The 19955-nt window shown below is 39.1% G+C and carries 17 protein-coding genes and 1 pseudogene; 17 read left to right on the top strand and 1 reads right to left on the bottom strand.

Features of this window, described 5'->3' with window-relative positions; translation table 11 throughout:
* Positions 1–50 precede the first annotated feature (50 nt).
* Entirely contained in the window at positions 51–1244 is a 1194-nt protein-coding gene (locus tag EEL30_03355; GenBank protein QDX91497.1) for a DUF418 domain-containing protein, read from the bottom strand.
* 143 nt (positions 1245–1387) lie between these two features.
* Between EEL30_03355 and EEL30_03350 the strand changes: the two genes are divergently transcribed.
* The 17 genes and pseudogenes from EEL30_03350 to EEL30_03270 all read left to right on the top strand — a co-directional run bounded on the left by EEL30_03350 (position 1388) and on the right by EEL30_03270 (position 19940).
* Complete coding sequence (locus tag EEL30_03350; protein QDX91496.1) at positions 1388–2107, top strand: DNA-binding response regulator; 720 nt, start codon at positions 1388–1390, stop codon at positions 2105–2107.
* Entirely contained in the window at positions 2100–3836 is a 1737-nt protein-coding gene (locus EEL30_03345; GenBank protein ID QDX91495.1) for a sensor histidine kinase, read from the top strand. The genes EEL30_03350 and EEL30_03345 overlap by 8 nt, the downstream gene beginning before the upstream one ends.
* Before the next feature lie 168 nt (positions 3837–4004).
* Positions 4005–5603, top strand: coding sequence for an ABC transporter substrate-binding protein (locus tag EEL30_03340; protein ID QDX91494.1), 1599 nt, complete (start codon positions 4005–4007; stop codon positions 5601–5603).
* A 95-nt stretch (positions 5604–5698) separates the two neighbouring features.
* The gene (locus EEL30_03335) at positions 5699–6649 is read left to right on the top strand and encodes an ABC transporter permease (GenBank protein QDX91493.1); all 951 of its coding nucleotides are present in this window, start codon (positions 5699–5701) and stop codon (positions 6647–6649) included.
* 4 nt (positions 6650–6653) lie between these two features.
* Complete coding sequence (locus EEL30_03330; GenBank protein QDX91492.1) at positions 6654–7499, top strand: ABC transporter permease; 846 nt, start codon at positions 6654–6656, stop codon at positions 7497–7499.
* Positions 7500–7544: 45 nt separating this feature from the next.
* The gene (locus EEL30_03325; GenBank protein QDX91491.1) at positions 7545–8555 is read left to right on the top strand and encodes an ABC transporter ATP-binding protein; all 1011 of its coding nucleotides are present in this window, start codon (positions 7545–7547) and stop codon (positions 8553–8555) included.
* Positions 8530–9510: an ABC transporter ATP-binding protein gene (locus tag EEL30_03320; protein ID QDX91490.1), complete on the top strand. Its 981-nt coding sequence runs from the start codon at positions 8530–8532 to the stop codon at positions 9508–9510. The genes EEL30_03325 and EEL30_03320 overlap by 26 nt, the downstream gene beginning before the upstream one ends.
* Positions 9511–9536: 26 nt before the next feature.
* Positions 9537–9719, top strand: coding sequence for a hypothetical protein (locus tag EEL30_03315; GenBank protein QDX91489.1), 183 nt, complete (start codon positions 9537–9539; stop codon positions 9717–9719).
* Between the two features lie 486 nt (positions 9720–10205).
* Positions 10206–11491: pseudogene (locus EEL30_03310) on the top strand (XRE family transcriptional regulator).
* 452 nt (positions 11492–11943) lie between these two features.
* Positions 11944–12096 carry an aspartyl-phosphate phosphatase Spo0E family protein gene (locus EEL30_03305; protein QDX91488.1) on the top strand — a complete coding sequence of 51 codons (153 nt, stop codon included), beginning with the start codon at positions 11944–11946 and terminating at the stop codon, positions 12094–12096.
* Positions 12097–12286: 190 nt separating this feature from the next.
* On the top strand, positions 12287–12784 hold the full coding sequence (locus tag EEL30_03300) for a hypothetical protein (protein ID QDX91487.1): 498 nt from the start codon (positions 12287–12289) through the stop codon (positions 12782–12784).
* A gap of 739 nt (positions 12785–13523) precedes the next feature.
* The gene (locus EEL30_03295) at positions 13524–14501 is read left to right on the top strand and encodes an NAD-dependent epimerase/dehydratase family protein (GenBank protein QDX91486.1); all 978 of its coding nucleotides are present in this window, start codon (positions 13524–13526) and stop codon (positions 14499–14501) included.
* A gap of 1 nt (position 14502) precedes the next feature.
* Positions 14503–15612 (top strand): undecaprenyldiphospho-muramoylpentapeptide beta-N-acetylglucosaminyltransferase, encoded by a 1110-nt coding sequence (locus EEL30_03290; GenBank protein ID QDX91485.1) that lies wholly within the window; start codon positions 14503–14505, stop codon positions 15610–15612.
* 22 nt (positions 15613–15634) lie between these two features.
* Complete coding sequence (locus EEL30_03285; GenBank protein QDX91484.1) at positions 15635–16282, top strand: DNA-binding response regulator; 648 nt, start codon at positions 15635–15637, stop codon at positions 16280–16282.
* Positions 16275–17672, top strand: coding sequence for a sensor histidine kinase (locus tag EEL30_03280; GenBank protein ID QDX91483.1), 1398 nt, complete (start codon positions 16275–16277; stop codon positions 17670–17672). The genes EEL30_03285 and EEL30_03280 overlap by 8 nt, the downstream gene beginning before the upstream one ends.
* Positions 17673–17987: 315 nt before the next feature.
* Positions 17988–18923 carry an iron ABC transporter permease gene (locus tag EEL30_03275; protein ID QDX95656.1) on the top strand — a complete coding sequence of 312 codons (936 nt, stop codon included), beginning with the start codon at positions 17988–17990 and terminating at the stop codon, positions 18921–18923.
* Complete coding sequence (locus EEL30_03270; GenBank protein QDX91482.1) at positions 18924–19940, top strand: iron ABC transporter permease; 1017 nt, start codon at positions 18924–18926, stop codon at positions 19938–19940.
* The last annotated feature ends 15 nt before the right edge of the window (positions 19941–19955 follow it).

Below are 19955 nucleotides of genomic sequence, written 5' to 3'. Positions count from 1 at the left end.
TCGTTCTCTATCCAATGTACATGGGAATAATGGGTGTGTTTATCAAGAGATCAACCTGTTTTTTCTATAGAAATCGTGTTTACTCTTTGGGACGCTGGCTTTCCAGACCACGAGAAGTACGTCCAAATACGCAATAGCTTTTCAATTGGGCCATAGGAAAAATGCTTCAAATACAAGAAGCTGGCTGCCACTTGTAGTGAAAAGATGATCAGAGACAGAAATATACCAGCAAGTACGCCAAATGTACCGAATAAGCCTAAACCATAACCATAAAAAATTGTGGTACAAATCACTGTTTGCATCAAATAGTTGGTCATGGAGAGCTTGCCGACACACTCGAAGCAGGTAAGCCAACGGGTATGAGTCAACTTAGAGTAAAAGAAGGCAAAGGAAAAAATATAGCCCAGTGACAGAACGCTAGCTCCAAGGAAGTCGCCAATTCCTGACCAATTGGCTGTAAGTAAGATAGGTAAGCTTTTTAGTAGCAGACCCAAGGGTAGGAATAGTAAGGCTCTCTTTAGATAGTAAGAACGCTTACCAAGAGGATCGACAAACCAGGTTGCTTTTGCAGCATACATGCCAAATAAGAACATAGGTGTAGTTATGATTGGAGCTATCAGGAGAATTGCAAAAAATTCCAAATCAGATATACCCAAATCATGGGGCGTACTGCGGTGCTCCTTAATCTCGCTGTACGTACCAGAAGAGTTAACGATCTGGGTTTGTTTGACATACTGTTCTAGCTTTGTAGGGTCCTTCGTTAGATTTTCAACACTACTAAATCCTAGTAGAGACGGTAGCAGAAGTAGGATACTTCCCCAGATGAGTAATGTTTTTTTCGTACGATTGACAAACATGATCAGTGCTACACCGATTATTCCATAGAAAAATAGAATATCGCCTTCCCATAGAAATGTAGAGTGAAGCCACCCAACAACCATAAGGAAAAGAAATCTGCGTAACAAATGTCTTCTGTATTTGCAATTCTGCCTCTCTAAGCTTTCTTTCAATTTCACCATGCTAAATCCAAACAAAAACGTAAAGATCGGTATGAAGCTCCCTTCAACCATAAGTTTCAGAAAGGAGTGGGTAAAGGTATCCATCACGGAAGGAGAGAACAGATGCAATTGATCCTTTCCCCACAACCCGTATTGAAAAATCAACATGTTTGCCATTAGGATGCCAAATAAACTTAATCCGCGGATTCCGTCTACAGCGGCTACTCTTTGTTTGCCCATCTTCATTTTTACAATCACCTCAGGTACTAATATAAGGCTTTTACTTTATGAAAGAATAAACAGAACCTTATGCAAGGGTAAAATATCCTCAGGTAGCGTTAAGGTGTAGTTAAGGTTACTGTGGTAGGATAGCAACGAGGTGGATAATTGTGGAAAACGCCAAGATATTGCTTGTTGATGATGAAAGATCGATCGTCATGATGCTGGAGAAAGTATTGAGGAACGAGGGGTTTAGCCAAATATTTCATGCCTCATCGGCACAAGAAGCCCTACAAATGGTTCAGGACCAGAAACCAGACGTTATTGTACTTGATGTCATGCTACCTGATCAAAGTGGATTTGACTTATGCCCCAAAATCAGACAGATATCCCACGCCCATATCTTGTTTGTTACGGCAAGGACCTCTGATTTGGACATTTTGACGGGTTTTGCCACAGGTGGAGATGACTATGTAACTAAACCCTTTAATCCATTGGAAATAGCTGCGAGAATTAAGGCACGCCTGAGACGAGGTAGCTTATCTCTGGATGCTTCAGAGCCAAAGATTGCGACATATAGCTACGATTTTGGTCGGTTTAGTGTAAATGAAACAGCAGGAGAGCTAGTGGTGGAAGGAAGGAGTGTCTCGTGTCCTGCTCAAGTTTTTCTGTTGCTCCTATATTTGTGCAAACATCCCAATCGGATATTCTCTAAGGGTCAATTGTATGAAGCCGTATGGGGATTAGATGGCCTAGCTGATGATAATACCGTTATGGTTCATATTCGCAGAATTCGAGAGAAAATCGAAGTGAATCCCAGTGATCCGCGCTACCTTGTAACCGTTCGCGGTCTTGGCTACAAACTCGTCAAGGAGAACAAACGTGAGTAAGTTAAAACGAAGGCTGGCCGTACATTTTACATATCAATTTTTTTTACTTGCATTGGGGACTCTGCTCCTTATGACAGTAGGATTATTTGTACTCATACAGGATATAAGTCATAGCGAAATCAAACGAAATTTTCCGATAGGTATGTTAGACACGGTTGTGACAGATACCATCTTTGAAAAAGATAAGGTGCAGCTAAACGATTTTTTGATAAAGCAAATGAAAGAAAAAAGAATGTGGCTACAGATTGTTTGTGAGGATGGTCGAGTTATTCATTCGATTGATACGCCGGAAACTTTGCCTAAAAGCTATCGGATAGATGAGTTGTGGAGAATTCATCAAACGCAACAATGGCATTCCTATACCGTGTACTCTAAAATCAATAACACATTTGATCCACCATTTTTGTTCTTACTAGGCTATATCGAACCAAACAAAGAACTGGTGGCAAAATGGTTTGCTAGCTATGCTCACCAAGGGAAGGTCGCTCCCTCTTATATCGCACAAGTAGAAAAAGAAGTGGATGACATAGACGGATATCTACACATTATCGATCAGCAAGGAAACGTCATTCAGACGATTGGTAAAAAATCAGAAACAAAGACATACCTTCCTATTGATTTAGTCAAGATGCAAATGGAGCCAGGCTCGTATCCGACGAAAATGGATGTTTACTATGACCCACAATTTTTGAATACGTGGGTTCTACACATTTCTAAAAAAGACGGTGAGTATCAGAAGCAACCATTTTTACATGAGATTATTTATACTCTTGTAAAATTAGGTGGGGGAATTTTTGTTGTGGCAATCCTTTTTTCCATTTGGCACGGTTATCGATACGGTCAACCGTTGCTCATATTTATCGGGTGGCTGGAACGAATGGGACAGGGACGCTATGATGAGGTATTGACGGAGAAAGATAGGAAAAATGCTTACCGTAAAAATGGAAGGCTACGCATGCGATATCGACTTTATCAGGAAGTCATTGAAGCCTTTTACCAAATGGCAGAAAAGCTAACTGCATCGGAGCGGGAGAAACAACGTTTGGAGCAGACCCGAGAAGAGTGGATGACGGGTATTACTCATGACTTGCGTACACCACTAACAACGATTCAGGGATATGGACATATTCTTGAAAGCAAACAATTTAATTGGACAGAAACGGAATTACAGCAAGTGGGTAATATGATTCGAGAAAAGGCGGATTATATGCGTATATTGGTGGAGGATTTTTCACTCTCCTTCCAGTTAAAGAACAATGCAGTATCATTTTCGATGAAACAAGTGGCGCTAAATGAGTTTGTAAGAAGGATCATCTTGCAACATATTAATGATGTAACCATAGAACAAACCTCATTTACCTACGAAAGTGCTCCAAATGAACTTTACATCATGGCCAATCCTAAGTGGTTTAAGCGTATGCTAGATAATCTGATAATCAATGCAGTAAAGCATACACCTTCAGGAACGACTGTTACCGTTATTACGAAGAGTGAAGGAGACAGGGCTATTTTAATCGTAAAAGACGAAGGATTGGGTATGGATGAGGAGACGAAAGAGAAATTATTTGAACGGTATTATCGTGGCACTCATACAGAAGAAAAGGCAGAGGGCTCAGGTCTGGGAATGAGTATCGCAAAGGCTATTGCGGAGGGTCATCAGGGGACAGTCGGGGTAGAAACGGTGCTAGGAAAAGGAACCACGATAACCTTATCGTTCCCATGCAAATAAGGGGATTTAAAAGCAGTCATTACAGGAAATTACTCTGCAATGACTGCTTTTGTTTTATGTGATATTTTAATTCCGATCGGATTACTTGCCTTTTTTGGCGAAGGTGCTATACTAGAAAACAACTTGATGTTATTCCCGAAGTGAGGATAAAAAATCGGAGGAGTGGACATGACTAAGCGTTTTGGAATTATTTCTATTTTGATGAGTATACTGTTATTTCTTAGCGGTTGCGCTAGCGAAAGTACAGCACCTCAGCAAGAGGGAGATCAAAGCCAATCTGTAGCAGAGAGTGGTAAGCCTAAAAGTGGAGGAAGCTTGGTAATAGCAGTTGGAGATGATCCAAGTGCTCTTAACCCGAACTATGCTGGGGACCGTGTGACTTTAACCATTAATCAATCCTTGTTTGCGCCCTTATTTACAATTAATGATGGAAAGAAAACATTTGTATTAGCAGAGAGCTCAACGCAATCCAAGGACTTTTTAACCTATACACTAAAACTCAGAGATAACCTAACTTGGCATGACGGGAAAAAGTTGACTGCTAACGACGTCGTATTTACTCTTACTAGCATCTTAGATGAAAAGCAACACAGTCCACAACGAAGCTTGTTTGTATTAGATGGCAAGCCGATCCAAGTGAAAAAAGTAGATGATACTACCGTAGACTTTGTACTTCCGCAAGTTAGTGCAGCCTTTGAAGGGGCTTTGGTTCAGGTATCACCAATCCCTAAACATATCTTTGAAAATGTAGAGGATATTGAAAAAAGCGATAAAAACTTCAGTCCAGTAGGTTCCGGTCCGTTCAAATTTAAGGAATACAAACCGGGAGAGTATGTAACCTTAGAACGCTTTGATAACTATTTTGCAGGAAAATCCTATTTGGACACTGTTACCTATCGTATTACTAAAGATAACAACGCAGCTAATTTGGCTATGCAAAATGGCGAAATTCAAATGAAGCTTATCGATCCACAAGACTATAACAAGATGAATGATATGCAGATGTTTACCTTAATTAAATATAACGAAGGCCGATTGGTTTACATGGCGTTTAATCTAAATATCGACGTACTGAAGAAAAAAGAGGTTCGCCAAGCGATTGCCTATGCTATTGATAAAAATGAATTAATTCATGCAGCTTACTCGTCTCTTGATTATGCTGAACCTGCTCATTCTCTACTTACTCCTGATGCTCTTTACCAAACAAAAGAGGTAACCACGTACGATTATAACGTGGAAAAAGCTAAAGATTTGCTGAAAAAAGCAGGAGTAAATAATTTGAAGCTCAGACTGGCATATGTGAATAATAACAAGCCACAGACCAGTCAGGCACTCTATCTACAGCAGAAATTGAAAGATGTAGGAATTGAAATTGAGCTACAGCCGTTAGATCCAGCAGCATTTTCAAACAAATCTCAGGACATGAAAAATAAAGATTACGATTTATCATTTGGTGGCTACATTATGGGGTATGAACCGGATGCTTACAAATCTCTATTTGTCAGTACAGAAGCTTTCAACTATTCCCATTACAATAACAAAGAGTTTGACGAGCTATGGTCCAAAGCTGCGGTAGAGATTGATACTTCAAAACGCGCTGACATGTACAAAAAAATTCAACAAACAGTAGCAGACGATGTACCTATCTATCCAATCGCTTATCCTAAATCCATTATAGCGATTGATAAAAGATTTGGTGGTTTACAAGAAGCTGTTACGAAGCCAGTTACCATGTTTGAGGATTTGTCCAAAATTTACGAGCAATAACAAGAAGATAGTTCTTATATTAGGAACAAGGGTGAAAATAAGCTGATGAGGATCAGCTTATTTTCATTCCAAGAAGCTGTTTTAGGAGGAAGTTCATGTTTTCATTCATAGCAAAACGAATTCTTCAATCTATTCCGATGTTATTTTTTATTTCAATTGTTTGCTTTGCTTTGATAAAGCTGGCTCCTGGTGATCCTCTGCAAGCTTTCATTACTCCAAAAATGAGTCTAGAGGATATAGAACGGATTCGGCATAGCTTGGGATTGGATCGTCCTGGATATATTCAGTATTTTATCTGGTTAAAGAATGTGTTTATGGGTGATTTCGGTTATTCACTCATCAATCACCGACCTGTGCTTACACAGGTAATGGAACGGTTACCGGCAACGGCTGGATTAATGGGAGCTTCTATACTTCTCTCCGTTATGTTGGCTATCCCATTAGGATTGATAGCGGGAGCAAATAGAAATAAGTGGATTGATAATATTTTAAACATGTTCTCGTATGTGGGAATTTCGATTCCAGCTTTTTGGTTTGCTATGCTTTTAATCTACTTTTTTGCCATTAAACTGCATCTTCTCCCCAGCATGGGAATAAGAACGATTGGGGTTACTTCCACCTGGGATGTTATCAAGCACGGTATACTTCCCTGTTTGGTCCTTAGTTTTGGCCAATTATCTGTTTATATGAGATATATTCGTTCCAACACAATTGGCCAATTGAGGGAAGATTACGTACAAATTCAATATGCCTATGGCTCTACACGATGGCAGATTCTTTTTAACCATGTGTTGAAAAATGTACTTTTACCGATTATTACCCTTCTAGGGATGTCTCTACCTGATTTGATTGCTGGCGCGATTATTACAGAAACGGTATTTTCTTGGCCAGGAATAGGCTCACTTAGTATTAAGGCTGCCTTTGGATTTGATTATCCGATCATTATGGCGATTACCATGTTTACATCTGTCTTGCTTATCATCGGAAATTTGCTGGCAGATATACTTTACAGCGTAGTGGATCCTCGAATCAGGGCATGGAGGTAGCAAGATGAATAGAAGAAGATGGAATAACGTAAAAGTAGAGTTGTTTTCTAATAGGCTTGGCTTCATTTCAGTGATTATTTTGATTGTTTTTGCACTTGGTTCCTTATTTGCTGTTCTTGCCCCGTATGACCCTAATCAAATTGTCATTCAGGATAGACTACAACCATTGAGTCAAGCACACTTTTTCGGAACAGATGATTTTGGAAGAGATTATTTTTCTAGGGCCCTTCATGGTGGGCGAGTTTCTTTGATGGTGGGATTTGCCGCCATGATCATTGCTACTGGACTTGGAACAACAATTGGGGCGATTAGTGGATATTTTGGAGGAATGGTTGATAGCATCATTATGCGAGCTGTAGAAATATTGATGTCGATCCCATCCTTTCTATTAATGCTCATCCTTAGTGTGTATGTAAAGCCTAGTATTCAGACTGTCATTATTATCATTGGACTTTTAACATGGATGAATGTAGCTAGACTTGTACGGGCTGAAACACTGTCGGTAAAGGAACGTGAATATGTATTGTACGCCAAGGTGTCTGGGCAAAGCTCATTTAAAATTATTTTCTATCACATCATTCCAAGCATCTCTTCTACTATTATTGTGACTGCGACTATCAATATTGCGTCTGCGATCTTAATGGAGTCGGCCCTTAGTTTTCTCGGGCTTGGTATTCAACAGCCCAACTCATCGTGGGGTAGTATGCTAAACAACGCACAAGGATATATAGGAGAAGCGCCCCATCTAGCTCTTTTTCCTGGCTTGTTTATTCTGCTTACGGTAATGAGCTTTAATGTTTTGGGAGATGTTTTACGAGTAGCCTTTGAACCAAAAGCAAATGACGAATAAGAAATCTGCATAGCGAATGAAGATGATTAGCTTGGAGTGAGGCATATGACGGAAGTTTTATTGGATGTGAAGAATTTAAGAACGTCCTTCTTCACCCGCGCTGGAGAGGTGCAAGCTGTTAGAGGAGTCAGTTTTTTCGTACAAAAAGGTGAAGTTATTGGGATTGTAGGAGAATCAGGTAGTGGAAAAAGTGTTACCGCCAAGTCAATTCTCTCTCTGATTGCACAACCGGGGAAAATTGTAGGAGGAGAGATCAAGTTTGGTGAAAAAGATCTGTTAGTAGCTACAGAAAAAGAACGAAAAGCGATTCGAGGAAATCGTATCGCTATGATCTTTCAAGATCCGATGACTTCTCTTAATCCTGTTTATAAAATTGGACGCCAACTTACGGAAGTAATCATGAGGCATCAAAAGGTAAGCAAGGCAGGGGCTAAACAAAAAGCGATCGAGTTATTAAAACAGGTGGGGATATCTTCTCCTGAAGAGCGATTCAATCAATACCCGCATGAATTCAGTGGCGGGATGAGGCAGAGAGTGATGATTGCGATGGCGCTCTCATGTGAACCGGAGCTATTGATTGCTGACGAGCCTACCACTGCATTAGATGTAACCATTCAGGCTCAGATTCTTGATTTGATAAAAGAACTGGCTACCCAATCAGATACAGCTATCATGCTGATCACACATGATTTGGGTGTAGTAGCTCAAGTATGTACAAGAGTAATAGTCATGTATAGTGGAATGGTTATGGAAGAGGGGAAGGTAGAAGATATCTTTTATCGCCCACAACACCCATACACACAAGGACTTTTGCGTTCCTTGCCTAAACACCATAATGGAAATAAGGAAAGACTTATTCCCATTGAAGGAACACCACCTAGCTTATTAAACCCTACGAAAGGCTGTCCATTTGCAGAGCGTTGCCCTCATATGATGGATAAATGTCTTAGCGAAATTCCGCCTTCTTATGAAAGAGGTTCAGGTCAACGAATGAAATGTTGGCTAGGAGAAGGAGATGGGGGGAAAAGGAATGAAGCCAAAGGACATTTTAGTTGATGTAAAGCATCTCAAAAAATATTATCCAATCCATAAAGGTTTTTTTGGTGGGACAACGAAATATGTGAAGGCTGTCGATGACGTCAGCTTTGAGGTTTATAAAGGCGAAACATTTGGCTTGGTTGGAGAGTCGGGGTGCGGTAAATCAACAACGGGCCGCAGTATTGTTCGACTTTTTGATGTGACTGATGGAAAAATATTGTTTGATGGACATGATTTAGCGAACATGAGTGAACAGCAACTCAAACCATTTCGTAAACGAATGCAAACCATTTTTCAGGACCCGTATTCTTCCTTAAATCCTGGGATGACTGTTTTTGAGCTTATTAGTGAACCAATGAATATCCATGATTCGCTTGGAGAAAAAGAGCGGAGGGAAATCATCCAGGCTCTGTTGGAGCGTGTAGGACTAAAAAAAGAACATCTGGATCGTTATCCGTACGAATTCAGTGGAGGACAGAGACAGCGAGTCAGCATTGCACGATCTCTAGCGGTGAAACCAGAGTTTATCATGTGCGATGAGCCAATTTCTGCGCTGGACGTATCTGTTCAAGCCCAAGTGGTAAACATGCTTGAGGATTTGCAAAAGGAATTAGGGCTGACCTACTTATTTATTGCCCACGATTTATCCATGGTACGTCATATCTCAGATCGCATTGGTGTGATGTATCTAGGTCAAATCGTAGAAGTCGCCCAAAGCAATGAATTATATGATCATCCAGCACATCCATATACGCAAGCACTTCTTTCCTCTATCCCAATAGCTGATCCTAAGCTACGGAATCAAAAACGTATCATTACTGAAGGGGATATTCCAAGCCCATTGTCAACAATTCGAGGCTGTAAGTTCCAGTCTAGATGTCCCTATGCATCATCACGTTGTGCAGAAGAGGAGCCGAAACTAGTAAATATTAGCGCAGGCCACCAGGTTGCCTGTCATTTGTTTGGAGAATAAGTCTGAAATAGGGAGGATATTACAAGATGTCTCTAGTAAAACTTTCACAAAATGAAGCACTGATGATTGAAGTACTGCGCGGAAAAGGTGTGACAGATCAAGAGCTGTTTGAAGCCTTGCAAAAGGGGGATATCAGTGCTTTTCAAGAACTGAATGATGACTTTGACTTTTCCAATCAAATCAGCGGATATGGTGTTACGTTACAGTAAACCAACAGAAGAAGACAGACAAAGAGAGCGGTTGAGAATTTGTTTATAAAGTAAGCTATCCTACATGGATGGCTTTTTCTGTTTCGTGATGACTGGATAGCTCTTGAAAGGGGGGATAGTTTACATCCATTCAGCATGTATATGTTCCAATATGGGGCTGAACACTTCCATAGCGCCACCCTAGATGAAAAATTCACGTTACGATAATAGATGCCATCATAACGTTCATACTCCTCTCCCCTGATATCTTTTGATAAAACATACATTAAAATAGAGATTCATATAAGAACTCTATTTTAATGTGCTTGAATTTTTATAATTAAGCACCTTTTTTCCTCAACTTTCAAAATTCCTATCATAAAAGAAAATAAATCAATCTATTATTTTTTGTTGTTATTTACAAAATTATACAATAAAGTTAGGATTGAGTTAAAAAATAATAAAGCTTGCAATGCTACTATTTACAAATAAAGGAAGGGGATTTGTATGGCAGACAGTCTAACTTTTACAACAATCGGAGAATTGATAAAACAAAGGAGAGAAGAACTGGGAATAAGGTTATCAGAATTATCTAGGAGAACAGGGGTTAGTAAAGGGATAGTATCTAAGATTGAATCAGGTGAAACAAAACGCCCTGAGCTAAGAACTTTAAAACCAATCGAGATGTTTTAAACATCCCCTATGAAGAGATTATTGAATGGTATATTAAAGCAGAACACAGATATGGGATGTTACATGACTTTTTAATGGAGGTTGCAGAAATTTCTAACCTTTCTCTAATGGAAAAAGTGGCAGTAAAGTTCCTTGAAAGCTCAAATAAAGACACCTATGAGTTACTAGAAGATTTATTTGAAATTGCCGATACCTTCGAAAATATTGAAGTGAGATTAACCCTCTACAATGTGATTGTTAAGTACGCTAGAACCCATGGGGTGCCAAAATACACAGCTAAAGGGTTATGTCAAAAATACCTCATCGAGAGAGAAGATTTGAAGCGCTTGGAAGAATCGTTTAAAGTAGGAGAAGAGGTCTTACACTACGTTGATTTTCTGTCTGATAAAGAGAAAATAAGATTCCTTTTCAGAATGTCGCTTCATGCTCATAATATAAAAAAATACCCAGAGTGCGTTGAGCTATGTACAATGGGTCTTAATTTAGAAAAGGAAAATACGGAGCTAAAAGCAAGAGCGTATTTAGCGATGATTAATTCGCTCTATTTTTTAGGATTATATGATGAACTTGAGAGCCATCTCACTGTTTATAAAACATTTAATTATCATTTCATAAATGAATCAGCTAGTTTGACTCAGGCATTAGTAAAGGCGAAGAAAAAGGAGTACGATACAGCTATCCCATTGTTAATGGATTGCCTACAAAACACCAGTAAGGACTCAAAAATTCATGCAGTAAATGAGTTAATTGAATTATATTTGCAAATGGGAAAATTTGATTCCATTGCAGAATTAATTGCTCAAGAAGATAAGTTTTTAATACTCGATGCGAAAACACCATATAAATATTATTCAATGGGATTATATTATCAATTTAAAGGTACTTATCAAATGTTAGTTGAAGCTTTCCAAGAAGGGTTAGATAGCTATATTAATAGCATGTCTGTATATGGAAAAATCAATGCTTTTCAAGATATTATACAATGTATGGAAACCATATTTGATTTTTATATATCGAAAAACAAAAATCTTGATTTACAGATGTTGCATAAGCTCCAAAAGGTATATAATGGAATTACAAAGAATAAGCTGATTAGTTAGCAAAGGAGGGATTAAGATGAGAAAAGCTTTTATAACAGTTTTCATGACTTTGGCAATGGTAACATCCTTAGGCTCTTTTAATTCTTTCTCTCATGTTGCAGAAGCTAAAATAACTCAGTATGTGTACGATCCAGGTCACTGATTCAGCTAATCTTTTTAAGGCGCTATTAAAACTAGCGCTTTTTTTGTGTGTGAAAATTATGTAGTATTATGTCGGATTTTGAAGAATGTTTCATCTCTAGCTATTTTTAGTAACTCCTGCAACACGTGGTAAAATAATACATAAGAGGAAGAAAGAAGGTATTATTATTAGTGTATGCTTTTTGATAATACAAAGGGGCGTTCCCAATGTCGCTAAACTAATCGGAACGCCCCCACCTTGAGCAACAAAAAAAGTTACTCAAGGATATTCTACCACTGATTTACAGGATAAGAAAACAGAAAATTTTAAATTGGAAAACGATTTACAGAAGCTTATAGAAATCCTTCGCAAAGAGTTAGAGCATCGGTATTTCAAAAAAGGTTCATTTTTACATCCAGAAGTATTGCTGATGAGTCAACAACTAGATGAATACATTGTAGCTATTCAAAAGCTTAAACACTAGATGTCGATAAGAATACGCTGTACGGAAACCTACGGAACCCTAAAGGGATATATTAATTAGCCGTTTTCAGCTATTCATGACAGCTAGGATTATTATTAGAGATAATAGTGAAAATTTTCCAAATAAGATTTATGATGAAAAAGGATATTATGTAAATGTTTTCTAATATTCAGAAAGAAGGTTTATAATTATGAAAAAAAATAGAATAGTTTCTTTCCTTACCGCTTTTGCATTAGTGGCTGTAATACCATTATCTGTTTCTGCTACAACTCCTAATGTTTTAGAGAAAACTAAGGAAAGTCAAGCTACGGTATCCCACCAAAGTGGTGAATCTAAAGCAGTAAGCGGAGCAAAAGGTGGTCGCTTTGAACCTTTAAAAACCAGAAAGCCGGTCGACGGACAGAAGATTGGCAACAGAACTCAGGATGATTTTGAATTTGATATCCCTGCTGGGTTTGGATGGGTTAAAGTGTATGTGATGAACACAGGAGATACTGATATCAATGTCACAGTTACTGATTCGAAAGGTAAAGAGGTTATGGGCGGAGTGGCAAAACCTGGTAAACCTTTTGATGAGAAAGGTAGTTCTCCTTGGAAAACTGGTCTGCATACAGTTTCGGTGACATCAGTGGAAGATATGTCTGGTAAAGTATCAGTAAAAATTGCAGAAACCAAAAGAGAACTATAAGAATAAGAAACCTTGGAGCTTTACTTCGGGTCAAGCAAGGTAGATTCTCGGTTCGTATTGCTAATGAACGAGATGAATTAGACTAGGTTTTACACTTGGAAGAATAAAATAATTGAATAAATAGGTTCCCAATAATTTCATATGTGTAAACTTAACGTTGTAACGTCCGAATACCCATAATTCGGACGTTTTTATTGTGTTAAATAAGCCCTGTGTGTTAGCTTAAGATTAATCAACACAGTGTAGCCTCTCCTTAAATAGAAGATTAATAACTAATAAGAATGCCCATGATTCTTGAAATATTGAGGATTCAAGGGTATTCTTCATTAGTATTATAGTTTCAAACAGTAATAACTACCTTATGATCATAACCAACTATGTTCTTAGATACGGTACGGTGAACCTTATCACAAGTAACAGTAAGTTTTCCATAGTTCGGGAATCGTGATAAGTAGTCGGGAGGACCCGTCTTTTTGTTTTAGAAAACTTGCCGTATCAATTAGCGCGATGAATCGTATCATAGATAGGTATTAATTTCCTATAGAATATAACGTCTACAATCTATATAAAAAAATGATTTTATAAAAGGAAAGTCACCTGATAGGGTGGCTTTTTTTAGTGGGCGAATACAGGCTATAGGATTATGTAGTCTCTTTAAATTTCCTTTTGTCACACTGGCGTAACACTTCAGAACTACTATATACCTAGTAGCTCGCACAAAGTGCTGGAGGGAATTTAAATGAACAACGAGACAATCTTAATCACGGGAGGTACCGGTTCTTGGGGATGGGAACTAGTTACTCAATTACTAACTAAACATCCAAAAGAAATTCGTATCTACTCTCGCAATGAAGCTCTTCAAGTAGAGATGAGTCAGCATTTTAATGATCAACGCCTACAGTTCATCATTGGTGATATTCGTGACAAACAAGAGATAATACGGGCTTGCCAAGGTGTCGATCATATTTATCATTTAGCGGCTTTAAAGCATGTACCCATCTGTGAAAATCAGCCTGAAATAGCGATAAAAACAAATGTGATTGGCACGCAAAACGTTATTGAGGCTGCCATTACTAATAAGATAAAAAAAGTAATTTACGTATCAACCGATAAAGCTTCAAATCCCTCAAGTACATATGGGATGACAAAAGCGATCGGGGAACGTCTCATGATTCAAGCGAATAGGCGAGACACTGCTACTAGATTTGTTTGTGTGAGAAGTGGGAATGTTTTAGGTTCAACGGGAAGTGTCATCCCCATCTTTAAAAATCAGATTAAGCAAGGCTTGGACCTTGGTGTGACGGACATGCAAATGACTAGGTTTTTCTTGCGCCTAGAAGAAGCCATTCAGATGTTGTTTATTGCTACAGAGAAAAGTAAAGGGGGCGAGACGTTTGTATTACACATGCCATCCTGCAAGATCAGTGACATGGCACAGGTATTCATTGAGGAATCAGGTAGAGATGATATTAAAATAAAACACTTGGGTTTACGTCCTGGAGAAAAGCTTAATGAAACACTCATTTCGGAATGTGAAAGTCACAGAGCCATTCATTTCAATCAAAACTATTTTGTGATTTTACCAACCTATCAATCTCCAGAGCTACAGGAGCATTATTCTACTTGCGAACCGGTTCGTTTTGATAGTTACCATTCTGAAAGCTCCCTTATGACTAAAGATGAGGTTAGACAGATGCTAGAGACAGGGGGGTCTTAGGATGAAAAAAATCATATTTACAGGAGGCGGATCAGCCGGTCATGTTACGGCAAACCTAGTGCTGATCCCTACATGTACCGAAGAAAATTATGAGATTCATTATATTGGATCAGAAAATGGCATTGAGAAAAGACTTGTAGCAGAATACGAGCAGGTTCACTATCATGGCGTATCGACAGGAAAGCTACGGCGATATTTCGATTGGAAGAATGTTACCGATGTGTACAAAGTCATAAAAGGAATCCTTCAAGCGTATCTCCTGATTAGAAAGGTGAAACCTGATGTGGTATTTTCACTAGGGGGATTTGTATCTGTGCCTGTAGTCCTTGGGGCAAAAATGAATGGAGTTGCTACTATTATTCATGAACCTGATGTACATATGGGACTTGCTAATCGGATATCTTATCCTTTTGCGACCAAGGTATGTACAACCTTCTTAGAAACGAAAAAGAATGACCCTTCAAAGAAGATTACTCATGTAGGTGCTATAATTAAAGATACGCTTAAATCAGGATATCGAGAGCAGGGAATTTCCTTCTGTAACTTTACCAATGAAAAGCCCGTCCTTCTTGTGATGGGAGGCAGTCAAGGTGCAGAGAAAATTAATCAGGTTGTTCGAGCGGTTTTATCTGATCTATTGATAAACTTTCAAGTGATTCATTTATGCGGACCAGGAAAGATAGATGCTTCCTTCCAACAAGAGGGTTATCAACAATTTGAATATGTTACACATGTATTGCCAGATTTGTTGGCAGCTGCTGATTTAGTGGTGTCCCGGGCTGGTTCCAACTCTATACATGAAATACTAGCATTGCAAAAGCCTATGCTACTAATCCCACATACAAGTGGAGGTACGAGAAATGGACAGATAAGGAACGCTGAAAATTTTCGAAATGCGGGATATGCAGAAATCCTCTTGCAAGAGAATATGACAAACCAAACATTTTTGGAGCGTGTCTATCATTTGCATCAAAATCGTGAAAAATATATCGAACAGATGAAAACCGACGATTCTGGAAAAGCTGTGGAGAAGGTTATGGAATTAATCAGGGGTCTCGATAAGAATAAACGTAATCATAAAATGATAGATTCGGGCCCATTGATTAAATAGATAATGGAAACAAGGAGTATCTATGAATATATTACTTGCAGATGATGATCTAGACATGCTGAGAATTATACGGCTCTATTTTGAAAAAGAGGGATTTCAGACGTTTACAGCCCAAGATGGTGAGGAAGCCTTAGCTGTGTTCTATAATCAAAAGATAGATTTAGCCGTGCTTGATTGGATGATGCCAAAGGTTAGTGGTCTTGAGGTGTGTAAAGAGATTAAAAAGCACCATACAGCCAAAGTATTAATGCTCACTGCTAAAGGGGAGCATGAGGACGAACTGATGGCGTTAGAAATGGGAGCCGATGAATATGTAAGAAAGCCATTTGAACCGAGGATTTTATTGCTGCGAGCAAAAAAGTTACTGCAAATAGAGGATAGCATTCGTATTGGTCCATTGCGGGTGGACATGCAGGGAGGAAAAATATTTAAGGACGGTATCGACTTGGAGGCTACCAATAAGGAGTTTCAATTAATGAAATGCTTTCTTGCGCACCGAGGCAAAATTTTGTCGAGAAAAGCATTACTAGATCAGGTCTGGGGATTTGACTATTTTGGAGAAGAACGAACCGTTGATACACACATTCGTAGGCTCCGTGAAAAGATTGGGGAGCAACTCATCAAGACGCATCGTGGCGTCGGATATAGTTTGGACGTAGGACATGAATAAGCTAAGTCGAAAGTTATTTTTACGCACATCAGGTATTATTTGTTTTGTGTTTGTGCTGTCTTTTCTACTTAATACGTTCTTTTTACCGAAGTATATTTTGCATCAGAAAAAGATTAATTTAGCAGAACTTACTTCGAGGCTGGAAGCAATGGATATAAAGCAATTACAAAATGATGTTGAGAAGCTAGAGTATGATTACAATGTAACAATTGTGCAAGCACCTTTTGGTTCAGATGTAAATGAGATAAATGGCTCGGTACGAGACCAATTAAATAAAAAAGGTATTACTCTGTCTAAATTCTGGATTACAGACGAGAGCTACGAAAAATTACAAAGGCATGAGACAGTTCGTAAAATTTATAGCCAAGAGAAGCTAGAGACCAGCTTTTTGGTTACCTTTTTAAATAAGAATGGTACATTGTTTGTTATCGGTGACTCTGTTGCCCATTCAAGTGCATTTATTCAAATGGTTAACGAATTTAACTTGTATTTAGCGATAGGAACACTTTTACTGACAATCGGGTTGTCATGGCTCATTGCCAGACAAATTGTACGTCCACTGACCCAGTTACGACAAACGGCAGAGGATATCTCTCATTTGTCTTTTCAAAAATCCGAGATTCAGACTGGTGATGAAATAGAGAGTTTGGCCGAAAGTATTAATATGATGAGTGACAAGTTAAAAGAGGCGCTGGAAGCATTGGAAGAAAAAAATCAAAACTTGCGTATATTTATTTCGGACATTTCCCACGAATTAAAAACACCCATTGCGCTGATCAAAGCGTACTCTACGGGAATCAAGGATGGGCTAGATGATGGTACGTTTGTCGATGTTATTAAAAAGCAAGCGGATGAAATGTCTGGGATTGTAGACAAGTTGCTGAATCTGTCCAAACTACAGAATGACTCATTCACGATGGAGTCTTTTGACTTCACTCTTTTATTTGAGCAAACCATACACAAGTATCAGATTACCATTCAACAGAAAAATCTCATGCTTACCGTAGAAGAATGTGGGTTAAGTAATACTTTGGTGGTGGGGGATCGAGCGAAAATTGAAATTGTGCTTGATAATTTTATCAGTAATGCAGTTAAGTACACCAAAAATAAACGGATAGCGATCTCACTTCAAAGAGAAGGCAACCATTTGATGTTCTGCATAAAAAACGGTATTGAGCATTGGGATAGCACGTATTCGGGAAAAATATGGCAACCTTTTTATGTGATTGAGAGTTCCAGAAATAAGAATTTGAGTGGAACCGGATTGGGATTATCTATTGTTCAAACCATTTTGCAGAAACACCATGTATCATTTGGAGTACGTGAAGAGCATGAGGTTATTGCGTTTTTCTTTACATTACCATTGGCAAATGATTATAGAGCTGATTGAGATAGATTTTCTATGCTAACCATAGCAAGTTCACCACCCTCTGAGGTGGTTTTTTCTTTTTTCAAAAAAATAAAATAATTGATGGTGGTTACATTTTTCCTTGATTTTTCATAAAGACTCAAGCTATAATCACAACTGAAAATAATTATCATTTTCATTAAAGGATAGATAGTGGTACTTTCATTTCAAACAAGAATTTGTTCAGGAGTAGGTATTTTGTTGAATAACTCTATTGTAAAAACTACTACAGCAAGACGGAGCATTTCTCTGGTTGGGTTGTTTTTCATATTGTCGTTTCTTGGTTTGATCGTTTCTATGTTTGTCGCTATTTCGTTTGGTGCAAAAGATTTGACACTGGGAACGGTATGGGCGGCTGTTACTTCTTATCATCCAGAGCTGACGACACATCAAATCGTTCATGAAATGCGGTTGCCACGTGTGATTGGGGCTGCTGTTGTTGGAGCGGCGTTTGCAGTCGCAGGAGCATTGATGCAAGGTGTGACCCGTAATCCGTTAGCTGATGCTGGAATTTTGGGAATTAATGCAGGTGCAACGTTTGTTGTAGCACTCAGTTTTGCATTTTTGCCACATTTGTCTTACACCAGCTTAATGATCATATCGTTTCTAGGCGCTGTACTTAGTACGTTATTGATCTTTTTACTGGGATCACAGACGGCTGGAGGGCTAACACCGTTACGCTTAACGATCGCTGGTGCGGTAGTTGCAGCGTTCTTACATTCACTCAGTTCAGGAATCGCCATTTATTATGATTTGAGTCAAGATTTGGCCTTTTGGTATGCTGGCGGTGTTTCCGGGGTGAGGTGGTCTCATCTTGCTATACTAGTGCCAATTATCTTGATTGCCATTTTGTGTTCCATTCTGTTGGGACGCTCTGTTTCGTTGCTGTCATTAGGTGACGACGTTGCGGATAATTTAGGGGTCAACACAAAGCAGATTCGATTACTTGGGATGGCGATTGCTGTATTACTTGCTGGAGTATCCGTTTCGGCTGTGGGTTCAATAGGATTTGTAGGATTAGTGATACCGCATATATCACGAAAGCTTGTGGGGGTCAATTATCGCTACATCATCCCGATGTCTGCTCTGTTAGGGGCGATCTTGTTAGTTTTAGCTGACTTAGGTGCCAGGATAGTTAATCCGCCTAGAGAGTTAGCGATTGGTGTAATGGTTGCACTTGTTGGAGTTCCTTTCTTTCTATACCTTGCCCGCAAAGAAAGGAGGGACTTATAAATGGAGCAGCGAGTTCACAGCAGGGAAAGACGAGCATGGACAGTTGGAGTAATCTTGATACTTATTTGTTTAAGCGTCATCATCATTAGCCTTAATACAGGCTCAATCCGACTTGCTCCTTTAACTGTTTTACAAACCTTCTTCGGCAACGGCAGTCAAGACGAAATGATGGTTTTATTTGAATACCGTCTTCCGCGTATTGTTGTTACTATGCTAGCTGGTGTGGGCTTAGGGATTTCTGGTGCTATATTGCAAGGATTATCCCGAAATGCACTAGCTGATCCGGGGATTCTAGGTCTTCATGCGGGAGCATCCCTAGGCTTGATTATCTTTGTTAGTTTTTTTCAATCGTTGAAAGGTGCCTCTGTCTTACTCATCCCCATGTTTACTTTTTTGGGAGGAGTGGTGACTGCTGTACTGATCATGGTGCTAGCTTATGATCGGGATAAAGGTTTACTGCCCATTCGACTAATATTGGTTGGTATTGCGATTATAGCCGGTTTCAGTGCCATTACGCTGTTCCTATCACTTGCGCTAGATGAAACAACATATGCTTTTACTTCTAGATGGCTAGTAGGTAATGTCTGGGGACGGGATTGGATTAACGTATTTGCCTTGTTGCCATGGATTTTGATATTCGTCCCATATGCACTCGCCCAATCAAAAGCGCTGAATGCTTTCTCGCTTGGAGATGAGCTTGCCATGGGCATTGGAATTGCTGTGAATCGTAAACGGTTGTTATTACTGGGAACAGCTGTGGCCTTATCATGCGCTAGTGTATCTATGGTGGGAGGAATCGGTTTTATTGGCTTGGTGGCTCCTCATCTAGCGCGTCGACTTGTTGGACCATTGCATCAACATATGTTACCGATAGCGGGTCTTATCGGACTGGTCATATTAGTCATAGCAGATACGATTGGCCGTTCTATTTTTCAACCGAATGCGATTCCGGCAGGTGTAGTAGTAGCTGCTGTAGGAGCTCCTTATTTTTTATATGTACTAGTTAAAACAAAATAAACGTTTGTTGTAAGG

This window comes from Brevibacillus laterosporus, from assembly GCA_007833815.1.
Lineage (GTDB): Bacteria > Bacillota > Bacilli > Brevibacillales > Brevibacillaceae > Brevibacillus_B > Brevibacillus_B laterosporus_D.
The sequence above is the reverse complement of the archived record's forward strand: the minus strand, read 5'-3'. Positions and strand labels throughout refer to the sequence as shown.

Excerpts from the sequence above, each read along its gene's own strand:
- EEL30_03315 (QDX91489.1), top strand. The coding sequence starts at position 9,537 with ATGTCTCTAGTAAAACTTTCACAAAATGAAGCACTGATGATTGAAGTA.
- EEL30_03270 (QDX91482.1), top strand. The coding sequence starts at position 18,924 with ATGGAGCAGCGAGTTCACAGCAGGGAAAGACGAGCATGGACAGTTGGA.
- EEL30_03285 (QDX91484.1), top strand. The coding sequence starts at position 15,635 with ATGAATATATTACTTGCAGATGATGATCTAGACATGCTGAGAATTATA.
- EEL30_03280 (QDX91483.1), top strand. The coding sequence starts at position 16,275 with ATGAATAAGCTAAGTCGAAAGTTATTTTTACGCACATCAGGTATTATT.
- EEL30_03275 (QDX95656.1), top strand. The coding sequence starts at position 17,988 with ATGTTTGTCGCTATTTCGTTTGGTGCAAAAGATTTGACACTGGGAACG.
- EEL30_03320 (QDX91490.1), top strand. The coding sequence starts at position 8,530 with ATGAAGCCAAAGGACATTTTAGTTGATGTAAAGCATCTCAAAAAATAT.
- EEL30_03295 (QDX91486.1), top strand. The coding sequence starts at position 13,524 with ATGAACAACGAGACAATCTTAATCACGGGAGGTACCGGTTCTTGGGGA.
- EEL30_03300 (QDX91487.1), top strand. The coding sequence starts at position 12,287 with ATGAAAAAAAATAGAATAGTTTCTTTCCTTACCGCTTTTGCATTAGTG.
- EEL30_03330 (QDX91492.1), top strand. The coding sequence starts at position 6,654 with ATGAATAGAAGAAGATGGAATAACGTAAAAGTAGAGTTGTTTTCTAAT.
- EEL30_03325 (QDX91491.1), top strand. The coding sequence starts at position 7,545 with ATGACGGAAGTTTTATTGGATGTGAAGAATTTAAGAACGTCCTTCTTC.
- EEL30_03340 (QDX91494.1), top strand. The coding sequence starts at position 4,005 with ATGACTAAGCGTTTTGGAATTATTTCTATTTTGATGAGTATACTGTTA.
- EEL30_03355 (QDX91497.1), bottom strand. The coding sequence starts at position 1,244 with ATGAAGATGGGCAAACAAAGAGTAGCCGCTGTAGACGGAATCCGCGGA.
- EEL30_03335 (QDX91493.1), top strand. The coding sequence starts at position 5,699 with ATGTTTTCATTCATAGCAAAACGAATTCTTCAATCTATTCCGATGTTA.
- EEL30_03290 (QDX91485.1), top strand. The coding sequence starts at position 14,503 with ATGAAAAAAATCATATTTACAGGAGGCGGATCAGCCGGTCATGTTACG.